The 17,959-nt window shown below is 63.7% G+C and carries 16 protein-coding genes; 8 read left to right on the forward strand and 8 right to left on the reverse strand.

All coding sequences use genetic code 11. From position 1 onward, the window contains the following. Positions 1–173: 173 nt before the first annotated feature. Positions 174–1,505, forward strand: a complete 1,332-nt coding sequence (gene gltX / locus AC13C2_RS05450; RefSeq protein ID WP_482886165.1) for a glutamate--tRNA ligase — start codon at positions 174–176, stop codon at positions 1,503–1,505. A gap of 130 nt (positions 1,506–1,635) precedes the next feature. After that, complete coding sequence (locus tag AC13C2_RS05455; RefSeq protein WP_482886166.1) at positions 1,636–2,898, forward strand: bifunctional alpha/beta hydrolase/OsmC family protein; 1,263 nt, start codon at positions 1,636–1,638, stop codon at positions 2,896–2,898. A 19-nt stretch (positions 2,899–2,917) separates the two neighbouring features. On the opposite strand, the gene AC13C2_RS05460 is transcribed toward AC13C2_RS05455, so the two are convergent. Together AC13C2_RS05460 and AC13C2_RS05465 are read right to left on the reverse strand one after the other, a co-directional pair. Beyond that, entirely contained in the window at positions 2,918–4,429 is a 1,512-nt protein-coding gene (locus AC13C2_RS05460) for an ATP-binding protein (RefSeq protein ID WP_482886167.1), read from the reverse strand. Continuing rightward, positions 4,426–6,312: an AMP-binding protein gene (locus AC13C2_RS05465; protein WP_482886168.1), complete on the reverse strand. Its 1,887-nt coding sequence runs from the start codon at positions 6,310–6,312 to the stop codon at positions 4,426–4,428. Before AC13C2_RS05465 ends, AC13C2_RS05460 begins: the two co-directional genes overlap by 4 nt. A gap of 365 nt (positions 6,313–6,677) precedes the next feature. Between AC13C2_RS05465 and AC13C2_RS05470 the strand changes: the two genes are divergently transcribed. From AC13C2_RS05470 to nthA, 4 genes are read left to right on the forward strand one after another with little or no spacing between them, the layout of a single operon-like run. Continuing rightward, on the forward strand, positions 6,678–7,106 hold the full coding sequence (locus AC13C2_RS05470) for a protein tyrosine phosphatase family protein (protein WP_474520591.1): 429 nt from the start codon (positions 6,678–6,680) through the stop codon (positions 7,104–7,106). Beyond that, positions 7,103–7,468: a ScnB-like protein gene (locus AC13C2_RS05475; RefSeq protein ID WP_474520592.1), complete on the forward strand. Its 366-nt coding sequence runs from the start codon at positions 7,103–7,105 to the stop codon at positions 7,466–7,468. The genes AC13C2_RS05470 and AC13C2_RS05475 overlap by 4 nt, the downstream gene beginning before the upstream one ends. Beyond that, complete coding sequence (locus tag AC13C2_RS05480) at positions 7,455–7,739, forward strand: SH3-like domain-containing protein (RefSeq protein WP_474520593.1); 285 nt, start codon at positions 7,455–7,457, stop codon at positions 7,737–7,739. The genes AC13C2_RS05475 and AC13C2_RS05480 overlap by 14 nt, the downstream gene beginning before the upstream one ends. Beyond that, on the forward strand, positions 7,739–8,413 hold the full coding sequence (gene nthA / locus AC13C2_RS05485; RefSeq protein WP_482886169.1) for a nitrile hydratase subunit alpha: 675 nt from the start codon (positions 7,739–7,741) through the stop codon (positions 8,411–8,413). Before AC13C2_RS05480 ends, nthA begins: the two co-directional genes overlap by 1 nt. An 18-nt stretch (positions 8,414–8,431) precedes the next feature. On the opposite strand, the gene AC13C2_RS05490 is transcribed toward nthA, so the two are convergent. From AC13C2_RS05490 to AC13C2_RS05510, 5 genes are all read right to left on the reverse strand, one after another. Further along, positions 8,432–9,412, reverse strand: a complete 981-nt coding sequence (locus tag AC13C2_RS05490) for an ABC transporter permease (RefSeq protein ID WP_092762254.1) — start codon at positions 9,410–9,412, stop codon at positions 8,432–8,434. Further along, positions 9,405–10,412, reverse strand: a complete 1,008-nt coding sequence (locus AC13C2_RS05495) for an ABC transporter permease (protein WP_482886170.1) — start codon at positions 10,410–10,412, stop codon at positions 9,405–9,407. The genes AC13C2_RS05490 and AC13C2_RS05495 overlap by 8 nt, the downstream gene beginning before the upstream one ends. A gap of 72 nt (positions 10,413–10,484) precedes the next feature. After that, positions 10,485–12,200, reverse strand: coding sequence for a peptide ABC transporter substrate-binding protein (locus tag AC13C2_RS05500; RefSeq protein ID WP_424338339.1), 1,716 nt, complete (start codon positions 12,198–12,200; stop codon positions 10,485–10,487). Then, positions 12,197–13,252 (reverse strand): ABC transporter ATP-binding protein, encoded by a 1,056-nt coding sequence (locus tag AC13C2_RS05505; RefSeq protein WP_339646174.1) that lies wholly within the window; start codon positions 13,250–13,252, stop codon positions 12,197–12,199. Before AC13C2_RS05505 ends, AC13C2_RS05500 begins: the two co-directional genes overlap by 4 nt. Beyond that, positions 13,249–14,259 (reverse strand): ABC transporter ATP-binding protein, encoded by a 1,011-nt coding sequence (locus tag AC13C2_RS05510; RefSeq protein ID WP_092762246.1) that lies wholly within the window; start codon positions 14,257–14,259, stop codon positions 13,249–13,251. Before AC13C2_RS05510 ends, AC13C2_RS05505 begins: the two co-directional genes overlap by 4 nt. 250 nt (positions 14,260–14,509) lie before the next feature. Here AC13C2_RS05510 and argE point away from each other — a divergent pair, with 250 nt between their 5' ends. Together argE and AC13C2_RS05520 are read left to right on the forward strand one after the other, a co-directional pair. Then, on the forward strand, positions 14,510–15,664 hold the full coding sequence (argE, locus tag AC13C2_RS05515) for an acetylornithine deacetylase (protein ID WP_482886171.1): 1,155 nt from the start codon (positions 14,510–14,512) through the stop codon (positions 15,662–15,664). Between the two features lie 363 nt (positions 15,665–16,027). Next, positions 16,028–17,188: a M20 aminoacylase family protein gene (locus AC13C2_RS05520; RefSeq protein ID WP_482886172.1), complete on the forward strand. Its 1,161-nt coding sequence runs from the start codon at positions 16,028–16,030 to the stop codon at positions 17,186–17,188. 57 nt (positions 17,189–17,245) lie between these two features. Here AC13C2_RS05520 and AC13C2_RS05525 read toward each other — a convergent pair whose 3' ends face one another. Next, positions 17,246–17,872: a helix-turn-helix transcriptional regulator gene (locus AC13C2_RS05525; protein WP_482886173.1), complete on the reverse strand. Its 627-nt coding sequence runs from the start codon at positions 17,870–17,872 to the stop codon at positions 17,246–17,248. Positions 17,873–17,959: the final 87 nt, after the last annotated feature.

The following is a 17,959-nucleotide window of genomic DNA, read 5'->3' on the forward strand; positions in this document are numbered from 1 at the left end:
TCTGTTGGTGCATTTTCTTCAACCTAGCCCGTCCCGCCCCGGCAGCCACTGCACAACGCCGCGAGGCGGACCACCACTGGACAGAACCCCGGCACGGGTGGCACATGATCCCGATAAACGGCATATCTGCCGGAACCGGGGCAGATCCGCCCGCACGAGACACAAGGCCCCCAATGCCCGACACCAGCACCGTTACCCGTTTCGCCCCCTCGCCCACGGGATATCTTCACGTGGGCAACATGCGCGCGGCCCTGATGAACTGGGTGATCGCGCGAAAGGCGGGCGGCACTTTCATCCTGCGTCTGGACGATACCGATCCCGAACGGTCACAGGACAGATACGCCGACGCGATCCGCGAAGACCTCGAGTGGCTGGGTCTGACATGGGACCGGGAGGAGCGGCAATCGTCGCGTCTGGACCGCTATGCCGCCGCCGCCGACAAGTTGCGCGATATGGGTCGTCTGTACGAAGCGTTCGAGACCCCGACCGAGCTGGACCTGAAGCGCAAGAAGCAGCTCAACATGGGGCGACCGCCGGTCTATGACCGCGCGGCACTTGCCCTGTCCGATGCCGATAAAGATGCATTGCGCGCCGAACGCGGTGGCCATTGGCGCTTCAAGCTGGATCAGGAGCGGATCGAGTGGACCGACGGCATCCTAGGCCCGCTGTCCATTGACGCGGCTTCGGTCAGCGACCCGGTTCTGATCCGGGGGGACGGTCAGGTGCTCTACACGATCGCCAGCGTCGTCGACGATACCGAGATGGGCGTGACGCATGTGGTGCGCGGGTCGGATCACGTCACGAATACCGCGACGCAGATCCAGATCATCCAGGCATTGGGCGGCAAGGTGCCCGCCTTCGCGCATCATTCCCTGCTGACGGGGCCGCAGGGCGAAGGTCTTTCGAAGCGGCTGGGCACGCTGTCCCTGCGCGACCTGCGTGCCGCCGGGATCGAGCCGATGGCCCTGATTTCGCTGATGGCGCGGCTGGGATCGTCACAACCGACGGAGCTTCGGACCTCGCTGGACGAAATCGTCGAAGGGTTCGACCTGAGCCAGTTCGGCGCCGCCCCCACCAAGTTCGACGAGGCGAACCTGAAGCCGCTGACCGCCAGCTATCTACAGCATCTGCCCCTGTCGGCGGTCGAAGACGAAGTTGCGGCCATCGGCGTGCCCGAAGACCAGCGAGAGGCGTTCTGGACCGTTGTGCGCGACAACATCGCAACGCGCACCGAGATGGCCGGTTGGTGGCAGTTGATGACCGAAGGCGCCGCCCCTGAAATCCCCGAGGAAGACATTGATTTTATCAACGAAGCCATGGGCTTGCTGCCCGATGGACCTTGGACGCCGGAAACCTGGGGCGACTGGACAGGCGCGGTCAAAGCGGCCACCGGACGCAAGGGCGGCGCGTTGTTCAAGCCGTTGCGTCTGGCGATGACCGGGCGGACGAACGGGCCGGGCATGGGCGACCTGATGCCGTTGATGCAAAAGAGGCCGCGACTCTAGAACCGACCAAGCCAGGGTCTGTCGAATTGCAAAACCTCGCGCATTGTCACACCCCCGTGACACAGGTCGCCAGGCGGTTGTCCGGTCGGGGGTGCATGGTCATCTTCGCTGCAACCCCAGAGGATCTCGCATGCGGACCGAACGATTCACCTTCAAAGGCCATGACGGCAGTGACCTTAGCGCTCGTCTGGATCTGCCCGACACTGCCCCACTGGCCACAGCGCTGATGGTGCATTGTTTCACTTGCGGCAAGAACATCCCTGCGGCTCGACGCATTGCCGCCCGTCTGACCGGACTGGGCATCGCTGTGCTGCGGTTCGACTTCACCGGCCTCGGCCATTCCCAAGGCGAATTCGAGAATACCTCGTTCTCCAGCAACGTGCACGATGTGGTCGCCGCAGCGGCCGCCTTGGAATCGCGGGGGCATGCCGTCGACCTTCTGATCGGACACAGTCTGGGCGGCGCGGCAGTGCTGCGCGCTGCGCATGACATTCCGACTGTCAAGGCCGTCGCCACCCTCGGCGCGCCGTATGATCCGGGTCACGTCACGCATCATTTCAATGATGCGCTGGACAGGATCGCGCGCGACGGCGTCGGCGAGATCAAGCTGGGTGGACGGAAGTTGCGCATCGGCAAAGCCTTCGTCGAAGACATCTCCGGTCAGAATATGGAACAGGCAATACGAACGCTGAAGCCTGCCCTGCTGGTCCTGCATGCGCCCCGTGACGAAACCGTGGGCATCGACAACGCGACGCGCATCTTTCTGGCCGCCAAGCACCCCAAAAGCTTCGTAACGCTTGACGATGCCGACCATCTGATCACCCGCGAGCCGGATGCGGATTACGCGGCTGACGTGATCGCGGCCTGGGCGACCCGCTATCTGGACCTGCACCGTCCGGCCCCGCCGATCGGCGCACCCGAAGGCGTCACCCGCGTGACCGAGGCCAACTGCGACGGATTTGCGCAGGACATCAGCGCATCGGGCGGCAAGCATCATCTGATTGCGGACGAACCCATGGCCTATGGCGGCACCGACCGCGGTCCGTCGCCCTATCAACTGATGGCAGCCAGCCTCGGGGCCTGCACGTCGATGACGCTGCGAATGTATGCGCGGCGCAAGAAATGGCAGCTGGAAGGCATCTCGGTCGATGTCACGCACGACCGGATGCACGCGCAGGACGCGCCTTCGCCGGGGACCGAACGCATCGACCGGTTTCGACGGGACATCTGGCTGGACGGTCCTCTGGACGCCGCCCAGCGTGCGCGCCTGCTGGAGATTGCAGACCGTTGCCCGGTGCATCGCACATTGGAAACGGGGGCGCAGGTCGAAACCATCCTGCATGACCAGGCCGTACCCCTTGACGATGAAAATCTGCAGCGCGCCGCAATCTGATAAGCAGGCCCGACGCGACCTAGACGGCGTCGGGCAATTCATGGCGCAACTGCGCAAGCCGCTCAAGACAGACCTTGCCGGCAATGCGCATGCTATCCGGGTCACCGTCGCGTCCGATCTGGTTCAGATGGCGCGCAGCCTCCTGAAGCGGAAGGGCCCCGATGGCGCTGGAAAGCGACAACAGGATATGCGTCTGGCTGCGAATGGCGGGCACGTCGCCCGCAACCAGCGCGTCCTTCAGATATCGTTCCACCATGGCCAGATCTTCGCGCAGACGGTCCAGCAAATGGTCCTGGAAGTCCGGGCCGGCCGCGCTCATCAATTCCGACAGCGTCACGGCGGACAGTGGAGGTGCCATTTCCGGTGCCCAGCCGGACGGATCGGGCGCAATTTTCAGATAGTGGTGGATCGTCTTGCTGAAATCCTCGATCGACCCCAGCGGCTTGGCCAGAATTCCGTCGGCCCCGGCTTCATAGATGACATCGCGGTTGTCGCGCAGCACATAGGCCGTCATCGCCAGCATCGAAGTGGGCGGCGCGATGCCCCGTGCCTGCCGCAGCCGTTCGGACCGCAGCACATCGAGACCGCCCAGCACCGGCATCTCGATGTCCACCAATACCAGGTCGAACCGTTCGCGGGCCATCCAGTTCAATGCCTCGATTCCGTCCCGCGCCAATTCGCATTCCGCGCCCAGCCGGGTCAGCATTCCGCGTACCAGCGTCCGGTTCGTCGCACTGTCGTCGGCGACCAGAACGCGGTACCCCCGCAGGTCGGACAAAGCATCGTCGGGGACGTCGGCCCTGCACCAGACCGACTTCGGCAGCGTCAGCGTCACACGCGCGCCTCCGGTCGCGACATTGGCCGCCGACAGAATGCCGCCGATCGCCTTGGCGTGAGCGGCGGCGATGTGCAGGCCCATCCCGGTACCCGGAGCGCCCCCCTCGCCGCGCGCGGCAGGTTCGAACAGAACCGGCAACAGGTCGGGCGGAAACCCCTTGCCATTGTCGCTGACGCTGATGCTCAGGGTCTCGCCGTGGCTATACAGCTCCGCGCCCAGCGTGACGCGACCGCCTTCGGCATGGCGCAGTGCATTGCCCATCAGGTTCGACACGATCCGGCGCAGATGCAGAAGGTTTATCTGCACAATGGCGGGAAGGTTCGCGGCACGGTCCATTGTGACTTTGGTGCCGGTACCATGCGCGGCCCCGTGCCAGCGCCGCACCTCATCGTCCAGAAAGCGGTTCAGATTCAGGTTGCCGACCAGTCCGACGGTGTCGCGCGGCGTGCCGCCCAGCAATTCCTCGACCAGACGGGCCAGCAATTCCGAGGCCGCCTGCACCCGGTCCAGTTGCTGCAGCGCGTCATCGGGCAGGGTATCGCGGTCCATCAGGCGCACACCGCCGATCACATCGGACACCGCCGAACGGATGTCATGTGCCAGCAGTTGCATACCATCGGGCGCACCGGGTCCGGAGACTCCGACACCGGGGGCTTGCGCATCGCTACCGCTGTCGCCCGCACTGTCGGTCATGCCACGGGATAGCCCAGTCGCCCCAGAGCCGTTCCGATCTCGTCCAATATGGCGGGGTCGTCGATGGTCGCGGGGACCTTGTCCAATGTGCCATCCGCTACCTTGGCCATCGTGGCACGCAGGGTTTTGCCCGATCGTGTCTTGGGCAGTCGATCCACCACGCAGGCCAGTTTGAATGCCGCGACAGGACCGATGCGATCGCGGACCAGTTTGACGCATTCTGCTACGATCTCGGCCTCCGGCCGGTCGATGCCTTTGGTCAGGCACAGCAAGCCCAGCGGCAACTGCCCCTTCAGCGCGTCACCGACACCGATCACGGCACATTCGGCGACGTCGGGATGCGTGGCGAGGATCTCCTCCATCGCGCCGGTCGACAGACGATGACCGGCGACATTGATCACGTCGTCCGTGCGCGCCATGATCCAGAGGTATCCATCGGCGTCGATCATGCCCGCATCGCCGGTTTCATAGTAACCGGGAAATGTCTCCAGGTAAGCTTTGCGGAACCGCGCCTCGGCGTTCCAAAGCGTCGGCAGGGTGCCAGGTGGCAGGGGCAGCCTGATCGCGATGGCACCCAGCGTGTCGACCGGCAACGGCTCTCCGGCCTCGTCCAGCACGCGCACATCGTAACCCGGCATCGGCACCGAGGGCGAACCGGTCTTGACCGGCAACGCCTCCAGCCCGATCGGATTGCCGGCGATGGTCCAGCCGGTTTCGGTCTGCCACCAATGGTCGATCACCGGCTTGCCGGTCACCTTCGCGATCCAGTCGACGGTGTCGGGGTCGGCGCGTTCTCCGGCCAGGAAAATCGTCCGCAGACCCGACAGATCATGCCCGGCCATCATCGACGCCTGTGGGTCTTCGCGGCGGATCGCACGAAATGCAGTCGGTGCGGTAAAGAACGCCGCGACCTTGTGGTCAGCCATCACCCGCCAGAATGTGCTGGCGTCGGGGGTGCCGACGGGCTTGCCCTCGAACAGGACGGTAGTGCAGCCGTGGATCAGCGGCGCATAGCAGATGTAGCTGTGCCCCACGACCCAGCCGACGTCGGATGCGGCCCAGAAAACCTCGCCCGGTGCGACGCCATAGATGTTGGCCATGGACCAATCCAGCGCCACCAGATGTCCGCCGGTCGCACGCACCACGCCCTTGGGCGCGCCGGTCGTGCCGGAGGTATACAGGATATAGGCCGGATGATTGCCCGCGACGGGCACGCACTCCACCGGATCGGCCTCGATGAAATCCTCCCAGTCGGTGTCGCGCGGTGTCATGTCGGCAAGGCCCTGTTCGCGCTGCAGGATCACGCAGAACTCGGGCTTATGCGTGGCCTGAGCGATGGCTGCGTCCAGTAGAGGCTTATAGGGAACGATGCGTCCCGGTTCGATCCCGCAGGACCCCGCCAAGATCGCCTTCGGCTGCGCGTCGTCGATGCGAACGGCCAGTTCGGCGGCGGCGAAGCCCCCGAATACGACGGAATGGATCGCGCCGATCCGGGCGCAGGCCAGCATCGCATCCAGCGCCTCGGGGATCATCGGCATATAGATGATGACCCGATCTCCCTGCTCCACACCCCGCGCCGTCAACGCTCCGGCCAGACGGGCGACGCGATCCTGCAACGCGGCATAGGTGATACGCTTGACGGTGCCCGTTACGGGACTGTCATAGATAACCGCCAGCCGGTCGCCATGCCCTGCCACGACGTGACGGTCGACCGCGTTCCAGCAGGTGTTGACCAGACCGTCCGCATACCATTCCGGCACCGGCCCGCCCAGATCGTGCAATGCCCTGGACGGCGCGCGGTCCCATTCGATAGTACGCGCCTGATCCATCCAGAAGCCCTCGGGGTCGTCGATCGACCGCTGCCATTCGGATTTCCAGCCCATCGCATCCCCCTTGCGTGTCCATGTCCGTGTTCTAGTTTGCCCCGACGGCCACGCGCAAGGCTGCGCCTTCGGATCCGGAACATCGCCGCCGCGATTGCAACCGCTCCAGGTCAATTGCGGGGAACGTGATGGGCGACATCCTCCGGGACAGAGCGGCCATGGTCTGCGCCTGCATCGACACGCACCTGATGTCAGACGCAATCCTGTTCAACCTCGGACGAAGCCTGGTCGGTTGGACCACGACCCGGCTTCAGTCGCACTTATCCGAAGCCGACCGGAAGTGATCGTCTTTACCTTGGCGATGGCGATGGCCATGATCGCCCTGCCACCTTGCGCCGACGCGCCCTGACCGGAAGGACGATCTGATGGACCTGCGACCGCTTGACGAGACCACTTCCGTCGCCCCGATGCTGGAGCCGTCGGACATGGCGGCAATGGCCCGCGAAGGCATCACAACGGTCATCTGCAACCGTCCGGACGCCGAGGTTCCGCCCAGCCACCGGGCCGCCGCGATGCAGTCCGCTGCCGAAGCCGCCGGGCTGGCTTTCGTGTTCAACCCGGTTGCAGGCGCAGCCCTGACCCTCCAGGCGGTCGAGGAACAGGCAGATGCCATCGACGGCGCGGAAGGATCGGTCGTCGCCTATTGCGCCTCGGGCACGCGATCCGCGATCCTCTGGGCGCTGGCGATGGCGGGGCGGATGCCGGTCGATGAGATTCTGGCGGCGACGGCGGGGGCCGGATATCAACTTGACGGTCTGCGGGCGCAGATCACGGCATTGGAGGCCCAGCAATGACCGTCGCGAGCAAACCGGCAGGCAAGCGTTGGCATGACATGGGGGGCGACCTCGATCATCCCCTCGCGGGAACGATCCCCAAAGCGGACCACGATTTCGCAATCTGGGAGAAACGGGTCGATGCGCTCGTGGTGTTGGCTGGCAAGAAGGGTGTCTTCACCGTCGACGGTTTGCGCCGGGTGCTTGAGGACATGGGGGAAGACGCGTTCGAGACCATGACCTATTACGAACGCTGGGTCGCCGCGCTTAATCAGAACATGCTGGAACAGGGCATCTATTCGGTGGCTGAGCTGGGCGCGCGCATGGAACAGGTGCAGGCGCGGGGCACCACCTACGGAGAAGCGAACGATGCCCACGCCTGACCCCCTCGCCCCCGGTGCGCGCGTGCGCGTCCGCACCATGATGCCCCCCGGCCACGTCCGGACGCCCGCCTATCTGCGCGGCCACGTCGGACGGGTCGAGCGCGTCCTCGGCCCCTTCGGCAACCCTGAACAGAAGGCCTATGGCCATACCGGCGACAGGCTGCCCCTCTATCGCATACGCTTCGCAATGGCAGACATATGGCCCACGTCCGAGGCCCCGTCCGACACGCTGGACGCCGAAATCTATGCCCATTGGCTGGAGCCGCTCTGATGCCACACGATCACCACGACCACGACCACGACCACGACCACGACCACGATCATTCCGGCATGTCGCCCTCGGGGCACCCCTACCGTGAAGATCAGGACAGGACACTCAGCTATTGGCAGACAATGGAAATCGCGGCCCGCGAATTGATGATCGAAAAGGGTGTCATCACGGCGGATGAGGTTGCCGCCCAGATCGACGCGATGGACGCCCGCAGCCCGGCACGCGGGGCTGCCATCGTCGCCCGGGCCTGGCTGGACCCCGAATTTCGAAAGCTGTTGCTGGTCGATGCACCCGCAGCCTCGACCGAACTGGGGATCGACATCGGGCCTTTGAACCTGATCGCGGTCGAGAACACCGACAAGGTGCACAACGTCGTCGTCTGTACGCTCTGCTCCTGCTATCCGCGCGACCTGCTGGGCCTGCCGCCCGACTGGTACAAATCCCGCGCCTATCGGACCCGCGCAGTGCGCGAACCACGCAGGGTATTGGCCGAATTCGGTGTCGAGGTGCCGCAGGACGTGACGGTCCGCGTCCACGACAGCACCGCCGACATGCGCTACATCGTCATTCCCGCGCGGCCTGGGGGTACCGACGGGATGGACGAAGCCGCGCTGGCGACCCTCGTTACGCGCGACAGCATGATCGGCGTGGGACAGGCGCGGCAGCCGGGCTAGGCCAGTCCCGTTGCGGTCTCAGCGGCCCCGAATTCTCGGATCCAGCGCGTCGCGCAGCCCGTCGCCGACATAGTTGATCGACAGCACGACAAGCGAGATCGCCGCACCGGGCCAGAAAGCGCGACCGGGATACAGCTCCAGATAAGGGACACCATCGTTCAACAGACGACCCCATGTCGGGAAATCCGGTGGAAAACCGAGGCCGAGGAAGGACAGGGCGCTTTCCGTGATGATCGCGGTCGCGATGCCCAGCGTGGCAGACACCATGATCGGCGAGAGAACGTTCGGCAGGACATGCCGCGTCACGATCCGCCGCGAGGGCGTGCCGATGGACCGCGCGGCCAGCACGAATTCCCGCTCCTTCAAGGCCAGCACATCGCCGCGCACAATGCGAGCGGTCTGCATCCAAGACGTGACGCCGATGGCCGCGACGATCAGGATGAAGATCCCCGTCTCCACCCCGAAAGCGGCAGTCAGGGGTTCGCGAAACAGCAACACCATGACCAGCAGCAGCGGCAGCAGCGGCAGCGCCAGAAACAGGTCGGTGAACCGCATAAGCGGCCCGTCCAGCCGCTTGAAGTAACCGGCCAGCACACCGATCAGCGTGCCCAGCACTAACGACAGGGCCATCGCCGTCAGGCCCACGGCCAGCGAAACACGACCGCCCGCGATCATCCGGGCGAACATGTCGCGCCCCAACCGGTCGGTGCCGAGCGGATGCGCGAGACTGGCCCCCAGATTACGTGACCGCATGTTGGATTTGATGCCCGACTCCAGATCGACGAATAACGGTCCGAACACCACCAGACCCACAATCGCCAGAAAGATGGCCGCCCCCGCCATCGCGCCCTTGTGGCTGCGGAACTGGTCCCAGACGTCCCACCACTGGCTGCGGGCGCGGGTCAGCAGGATCGGCTCCGCCCCGGCAACGGCGGCCGAGGCGACGACAGTGGCCATGTCGCCCCCGACGGGCGTGTCCGGGTCTCGGGCATCAGTCATAGCGGATCCTCGGATCAAGAATGCCATACAGGACATCCGCGATCAGGTTGAACAGCACGATCAGCACCGCGAAGATGAAAGTCAGCGTCTGCACCATCGGCAGGTCGTTGGCCTGAATGGCGGTGATCAGAAGCTGGCCGATGCCGTTCACCTTGAACACCTGCTCGGTGATGATCGCGCCGCCGAAAATGGCCGGGACACCCAGCGCGATGACCGTCACGACCGGGATCATCGAATTGCGCAGCACGTGGACCAGAACCACCGTCTTCTCGCGCAGGCCCTTGGCGCGCGCCGTGCGGACGTAATCCTGGTTCAGGTTGTCCAGCATCGACGCCCGCATGAAGCGCGACAACTGCGACGTGATCTGCAATGCCAGCACCATCACCGGCAGGAACATCTGCCGCACCTGCATCCCGAAACTCTCCCATGAATCCACGACCAGCCGGGTGTCATAGATCGACGGGAACCACCGTAGCTGCACCGCGAAGATGATGATGACCAGAACGCCGGAAAAGAATGGCGGAACCGAAAAGCCGATCATCGTGACGAAGGTGCCGACCTGATCGAAGGCCGAATACTGGCGGTAGGCCGAATAGATTCCGACCGGGATCGCGATGGCGATCGCGACCAGATAGGCCGTGCCCACGACCCAGAGGGTCTGCGGAATGCGCTCGGCGATGGTGATGAAGACCGGTGCGCGGTTCTGCCAGCTGATGATCCGCAGACGTCCGTCGGCGAAATTGGTGTCGAAGAGGTAATCGAAAACGTTCAGCGGTTCGACCCAGAAGAACTGAACGATCCATTTCCAGAACCGGATATGCACCGGCTCGCCCAGTCCCAGGGCCTTCCGCATCTGTTCCTTGATCTCGGGCGGGACGGTCAGCGGCACGTTGGCCATCGGATCCCCCGGAGCCAGTTCGAGCAGCAGGAAAATCACCAATGCGATGAACAGAAGCGTCGGGATCGCGAACAGCAATCGTCGGATGGTGAAGGTCAGCATACCTTACGCCTCGGTTCAGGTCATCGGGGGATGGGGGGGCGCGGACGCCGCCCCCGATAGGTCAGGAAACGATCATTCGCCGATGCGATACCAGTCGGCGACGTTCCACAACTCGCTGTCCCAGACGTTCAGCTTGACGCCGCCCAGGCTGTTGGCGTGCGCTGACAGACGGCCACGGTGCACCAGTGGGATCTGACCGCCGTTCGACACGTACATGTCGTTCAGCTCCTTCGCGATGCGCTGACGCTCTTCGGGGGCGGCCGTGCGGCTCAGTTCCGACCAGAGTTCGTCGTACTCCTCCATGCAGAACCGGGGGATGTTCTCGCCCTGCCACTGGTTCTCGGGGCTTGGGATCTTGTTGCAGAGCGGGCCACCCAGATAGGTCTGCGGATCGGTGCCGGGGAAAGTGTTCGCGTACATTTCAACGTCGGCATAGAACTTCTGGAAGGTGTCGGGCGATCCCGCGTCCCCGCCGAAGAAGACCGAACCGGAGATGTTGCGAAGCTCGACCGCGAAACCGATTTCCTCCCACCATTCCTTGATCAGCTGCTGGAAGTCCTGACGCACTGCGTTGGTGGACGTCTGGTACAGCATCCGAAGCTCGACGCCGTCCTTTTCACGGACACCGTCGCCATCGCTGTCGACGTAGCCCGCGTCATCCAGCAGCTTCTTGGCGCCTTCGATGTCCTGTTCCGAACATTCAAGCGCGGACGAATTGAACGCCTCGGGCGCGGGCACCAGGTTGCAGGTGACCTTGCCGGCCTGACCATAGCCGATTTCGACCAGCAACGGCCGGTCGATGGCCAAGGACAGGGCCTTATAGACGGCGGGATCCTGCAGGAACGGGTGCGGACGGATCACCGACCGTTCGTCCGGGCCAAGTGCCGGATCGGGGTTGGTGTGGTTCAGCTCGATGCGCTCGACCAGCGGGCCGAAGCCGACGACGGTCGTGCCCATACCGCCGGTTTCCATCTGGGCAATGACCTCGGGGGCCAGTTGCAGGTTCCAGGCATAGTCGAATTCGCCGGTCTGCATGACCGCGCGACCCGCCGCTTCGGCGTCGCCGCCGCCCTTGAAGTTGACCTTGGCGAAGGCAGGCTTGCCCTCGAACCGGAAGTTCGGATTGGCCGACAACGTGATCACGTCGTTGGTCTTGAATTCGTCCACGACGAACGGTCCGGTGCCGATCGGATTGAAGTTCTCTTCCGTGCAGGTCGAAGCTGCGGCCCCTTTGCAATTTTCGAACTGGGCCTTCTGCAGGATCGGGCTCTCGCCGCCGGCGAAGGCGGTATAGGGATAGGGCGTCGGCTCCTTGAAGTTGACGACGACCGTCAACTCGTCGGGGGTCTCGACACTTTCCACCGGCTCGAATTTCGCCCCCTGGGCGCAGCCGCCTTCGGGGTCGGTGCAATATTCATAGGTGAACTGCACATCCGCACTGGTGAAGGGCGTGCCGTCGGACCACACAAGGCCCGGCGTGATCTTCCAGGTGATCGACATCAGGTCTTCGGAGACGCCGCCATTCTCGACGGTGGGAATCTCGTCGACCAGCCAGGGCTGGATCGTGCCGGTTTCGTCAAAGCGGGCCAGCGGCTCGACCACCAGGCTTGCCGCCTCGACGTCCTTGGTGCCGCCCGACAGGAACGGGTTCATGGTCGACGGGGCTTGCCAGTACAGGATGCTGACTTCGCCGTCGCGCCCGCGCTCGCCTTCATGGCCCTCGGCAAAGACCGGGGCCGCGACGGCGAGCAGCGCCGCGCTGGCAAGCAGGACTGTTTTCGTATTCATGGATTACTCTCCTTGTTGGGCTCGACCATCGTTGTGGCCTCTGTATGTCTGCGGGTTGTGCCGCTTGGTCTTATGCTGTCGTGCAGGTGGCACGCGGCCCAATGGCCGGGCTGCACCTCACGGAATTCGGGATCGATGCGGCTGCACACCTCCATCACACGCGGACAGCGGGTAGAGAAGTTGCAACCGTCAGGCGGATTCGCGGGACTGGGCACGTCGCCCTGCAACACGATGCGATCCCGCTTTTGTCCTGCCTTGGCCGGATCGGGTTCCGGGACGGCGGACAAAAGCGCCTCGGTATAGGGATGCAGCGGCGTGTCGTACAACGCATCGCGGGGGGCCAGTTCGACCAGCTTTCCCAGATACATGACTGCCACCCGGTCCGCGATATGGCGCACCATCGAAAGGTCGTGGCTGATAAACAGGTAGGTCAGGCCAAGACGGTCCTGCAATTCCTCCAGCAGGTTCACCACCTGCGCCTGGATCGACACGTCCAATGCGGCAATCGGCTCGTCGCAGACAATGAACTTGGGGTTGAGCGCCAGTGCGCGGGCGATCCCGATGCGCTGCCGCTGACCGCCGGAAAATTCGTGCGGATAGCGGTTTACGAAGGTCCGGTTCAGCCCGACCTGATCCATCAACTCCCCGACCCGCGCGATGCGCTCGGCCCGCGACACGCGGGTATGTTCCGACAGCGGCTCGCCGATAATGGCCCCGACGGTCATGCGCGGGTTAAGCGACGCCTGCGGATCCTGGAAGACCATCTGCATCGTGGGACGCATGGTCCGCAAACTCATCTGCGACTCCTGCCCGATGGCCCGACCGTCCACGATGATCTCTCCGTCGGTAATATCATACAGCCGCAGCACCGCGCGCCCGCAGGTGGACTTGCCGCAACCGCTTTCGCCGACCAGACCAAGCGTCTCGCCTTCGACGATATCGAAACTGACGCCATCGACGGCCTTCACCGCGCCAACCTGACGGCGCAGGATGCCGGCATGGACCGGGAAATGCATCTTGAGGTTGCGCACTTCGACAAGTGGTCTGGTCATGCCGCTCCCTCTTTTGCCGTATGGGCAAGCGGGTGGAAACAGGCGACGTCGTGGCCCGGACCGACGGTTTCGCGTTGCGGGTTTTCGGCGTGGCACCGCTCGAATGCCAGCGGACAGCGGTCACGGAACGCACAGGCCGTGGGGGCGGCACCCAGCATCGGCGGCTGCCCCTCGATCACCTGCAGCTTGGCCGCGCGCTTGCCCGATACCGTCGGGATCGTCTTGAGCAGGGCGCGCGTGTAGGGATGGCGCGGATCGTTGAACAGCGGAAACACTTCGGCGTGTTCGACGATCTGCCCGCCGTACATCACCGCAACCCGGTCGGCTATGCCCGCGATCACGCCCAGATCGTGGGTAATCCAGACAATGGCCATGCCAAGCTTGCTGCGCAGGTCCTCGATGATTTCCAGGATCTGCGCCTGGATCGTGACGTCCAGCGCCGTCGTCGGCTCGTCTGCGATCAGAACCTTGGGGTCGCAGGCCAGCGCGATGGCGATCATCACGCGCTGCCGCATGCCACCTGAAAACTGGTGCGGGTAATCCGACAAGCGACCGGCGGCACCGGGAATGCCGACCAGTTCCAGCAACTCGATAGCCCGCGCCCGTGCCTGTTTCTTGTTCAGACCCATATGGCGGCGCACCGGCTCCATGATCTGGAAGCCCACTGTGAACACAGGATTGAGCGAGGTCATCGGGTCCTGGAAAATGAACCCAACGTCCGAGCCTCGTATATCGCGCAGCCGGGCCGGCGTGACCTGCAACAGGTCTTCGCCATCCAGCAAAACCTTCCCCTCGCGCACTTCTGCAGGGGGTGACGGCAGAAGACCGACCAGCGACATCATCGTGACCGACTTGCCGGACCCCGATTCGCCGACGACGCCCAGCAGTTCGCCGGGTTTCACCTCGAAGCTGACCGAGTTTACGGCGTGAACCTCGCCCCTGCGCGTTTCAAAGACCGTGCGGAGGCCCCGGACCTCCAGCACGTTTCGGGTGTCGCCGTCCGGCATCCACCGCTCCCCATGTCCGGCATCCTTCAAGGTGGATGCAGTTTGTTCTCTGAGGGTCTTGCGCCCGTCATCTGAAGGCGACGCTATCAGATGATCCCGGTCCCGCAAGCGGTTTGCCCGTTTCCTGTGCAGCCCGCCCGGATCGCCCGAAGATTGTGCCGTTGGCTTGACTGTTGCCCGCGCGGGCAGCACCCATTGGACTGCACCTCCTGCAAAGGTCACCCCGATGTCGCAAACCCGTTCCCGCCCAATGATTCTGACCGCCCGCGAGATCATGGAAAAACTTGTGGCATTTCCGACGGTCAGCCGTGATCCGAACCTCGATCTGGTCGATTGGGTCGAAGATTACCTCGCGTCGCACGGCGTCCCGGCCCGCCGGGTTTACGACGCGACCGGAAAAAAAGCGGCGCTCTACGCCAATGTCGGTCCCGAGGTGGCGGGGGGAATCGTTTTGTCGGGTCATACCGATGTCGTGCCTGTCGATGGGCAGGACTGGACGATGGATCCTTTTGCCGTGACCGAGAAAGACGGGCGGTATTACGGGCGCGGCACCTGCGACATGAAGGGCTTCGACGCACTTGCCCTGGCAATGGTGCCCTATGCCCTGTCACGCGGTATCATGCGCCCCCTGCAAATCGCGCTGTCGTATGACGAGGAAGTCGGCTGTATCGGCGCACCGCCGATGATCGACGACATGCTGACACACCTGCCCCGCGCCGCCGCCGCCATCATAGGGGAACCGTCGATGCTGCGACCGGTGACGGGGCATAACGCTTCATCGATCACCGATGTCCACATTCACGGATACGAGGTCCATTCCTCGAAGCTGCCGCAAGGCGTCAGCGCCATCCACGAGGCGGGGCGCGTTCTGGGCTGGGTCAACGACTTGAACGACAAGCTGATGGCGGAAACGCCCGACCCGGTGTCCGCAATGTTCGATCCTCCGCATACGACCGCCCATGTCGGTTTGATTGCGGGCGGCACGGCGCACAACATCACCGCAAGGGACTGCACCTTCAAGCTGGGCTTTCGGGTGCCTGCGGGCGACGACCTGGAGCGTCACGAAGCGGCATTGTCGGCTTTTCTGACCAAGCTGAATGCAACACTACGCACCAGGCACCCCAACGCGGGCGTCACATGGGACCGCAACCCTGGCGTGCCCGCGCTGAAACCGGAAACCGACGGCGTGGCCGAGGCGCTGATCCGCAGCCTGACGGGCGACAACGGCACCCACGTCGTGACCTATGGCACCGAAGCGGGTCAGTTTCAGGAACGCGGCTATTCCGCCGTGGTCTGCGGGCCCGGCGACATCGCGCAGGCGCACCAACCCGATGAATGGATCGATAAGGCTCAGTTCCACGCGGGCGAGGATCTGTTGAAGCGCGTGATCGATACGCTGATCTGATCGACTACCGGGCGGGAACCGATCGATGCAGATCCTCAGGTTATTCTCGACAAGATCGATCTTTGGTTCGAAGGCCTGTTCAGGCTGATCCCGAACATTGTCGCATCCACCGTCGTTCTGGCGATTTTCGTCGGGCTCGGCCTTGGTGCCGCGTGGACGGCCCGCCGCTCCGCCCGCGCGGACGATATGATCCGGGTGCCGTCACGGGCCCGCGCCAAACAGCGCGAAGGCTGGCCCGCCGGTCAAGGCGACGTGCGCCGCACCCGCGAAGACCGTCGTCAGGAGGCACGCGACTCCGATCCATCCTGATCGACTTGCAGGTTTCCGTTCTCAGGCGCACCTTGCCCGAAAAGGAGACCTGCAATGCCCGTCAAGAACCGCTTCGCCGAACTGCTGCCCGAGATCACAGCCTGGCGCCACGACCTCCACCAAAACCCCGAAATCCTCTTCGAGACACACCGCACGTCCAGGATCGTCGCCGATAAACTGCGCGACTTCGACTGTGACGAAGTGGTCGAAGGCATCGGTCGCACCGGTGTTGTCGGCGTCATCAAGGGCAAGACCGACTCGGGCAAGGTGATCGGTCTGCGCGCGGACATGGACGCCCTGCCGATCCACGAACAGACCGGTCTGGATTATTCTTCCAGGACGCCGAACGCGATGCACGCCTGTGGCCATGACGGTCACACGTCGATGTTGCTCGGTGCCGCCAAATACCTGTCCGAGACTCGCAATTTCGACGGCACCGTCGTCCTTATCTTCCAGCCCGCCGAAGAAGGCGGCGGCGGCGGCAAGGAGATGTGCGACGATGGCATGATGGACCGCTGGAACATCCAGGAAGTCTACGGCATGCACAATTGGCCCGGTCGCCCCGTCGGCAGCTTTTCCATCCGGTCCGGCACGTTCTTTGCGGCCACAGACCAGTTCGACATCACGCTGGAAGGCCGTGGAGGCCACGCCGCCAAACCGCACGAAGTCGTCGATACCTGCGTGATGACCGCCCAGTTCGTAACCGCGTTGCAGACCATCGTATCGCGCAATGCCGACCCGGTGGAGCAGATCGTCGTGTCGGTCACATCGCTGGAATCGTCGTCCAAGGCCTTCAACGTAATTCCCCAGCGAGTGCAGGTAAAAGGCACCGTCCGCACCATGACCGGTGCGATGCGCGATCTTGCGGAACAAAGGATCAGGGACATCAGCGCCGGTATCTGCGCGACATTTGGCGGCTCGGCGGACGTCACGTATCACCGGAGCTATCCCACAATGGTCAACCACGATGAACAGACCGCCTTCGCGGCAGAGGTCGCAACCGCGGTGTCGGGTGGCTGTGACGAGGCCCCCCTTGTCATGGGCGGCGAGGATTTCGCCTTCATGCTGGAGGAACGGCCCGGTGCCTATATCCTGGTCGGCAACGGCGACACCTCACCCGTTCACCATCCCGAATATGACTTCACCGACGAGGCAATTCCCGCCGGTTGCAGCTGGTGGGCCGAAATCGTTGAACGCCGGATGCCTGCCGCCTGATCCAGAAGGGTCGCTCCAGAGGGCGACCCGTCTTGGTCCGGACGACGCGCTGACCGGCTACATCGCCGCAGGCGTCAGGAAAGGTTCGATATACGACAGCACCTCGGCCCGCCCGTTCAAACCCAGCTTGCGGCACGCCCGTCCCTTGTAGGTCTCGACCGATTTGTCGCTGATGCCCAAACGCTGCGCGATTTCCTTGAGCGTGAACCCCCGCCCATAAAGGTGCAGCGCCTGGCGTTCCCGCGCGCTCAGCTTGGGAATGCAGGCTTTGTCGACCTTGTCGGCATCTGCGACCACGGACCGCAGCGCAATGGCCAGAACGTCAAGACCCATGTCACGGTCCACGACCCGGCGGATGGCATGTCGGTTGATGATCAGACCTGATCCCTTGCCGAAAAGCACGACACGGTTCGACGGACGATCCAACAGGTCGGATGCACCGCTGACCGGGTCATCCAATGCATCAGGGTCAAGAACGACAATGGACTTCCCGATGACGCTGATCTCGTCACAATCATGAATATCGATCCTTCGGACCTCGCCCAGTCCGGCCCGTTCGGCCGCACACTTAACGTCGGTCAGAAATGCGTCGCACACCGACATGACAACCACCGGAACAGGGCGGGCTGTGCGTGTCATGACTTCGGAGGGAGCATTGGTGGTCAGGGTGGATAAATGCTTCATAGGAAAACCTTTGAAAATACAAATTACGTCTCAGTCGTTGGCGGAAATTCGCCCGAAAGCCCAAATAGTCGGCATTCCCCGGCCTGC

The organism is Jannaschia sp. L-14R, from assembly GCF_056857695.1.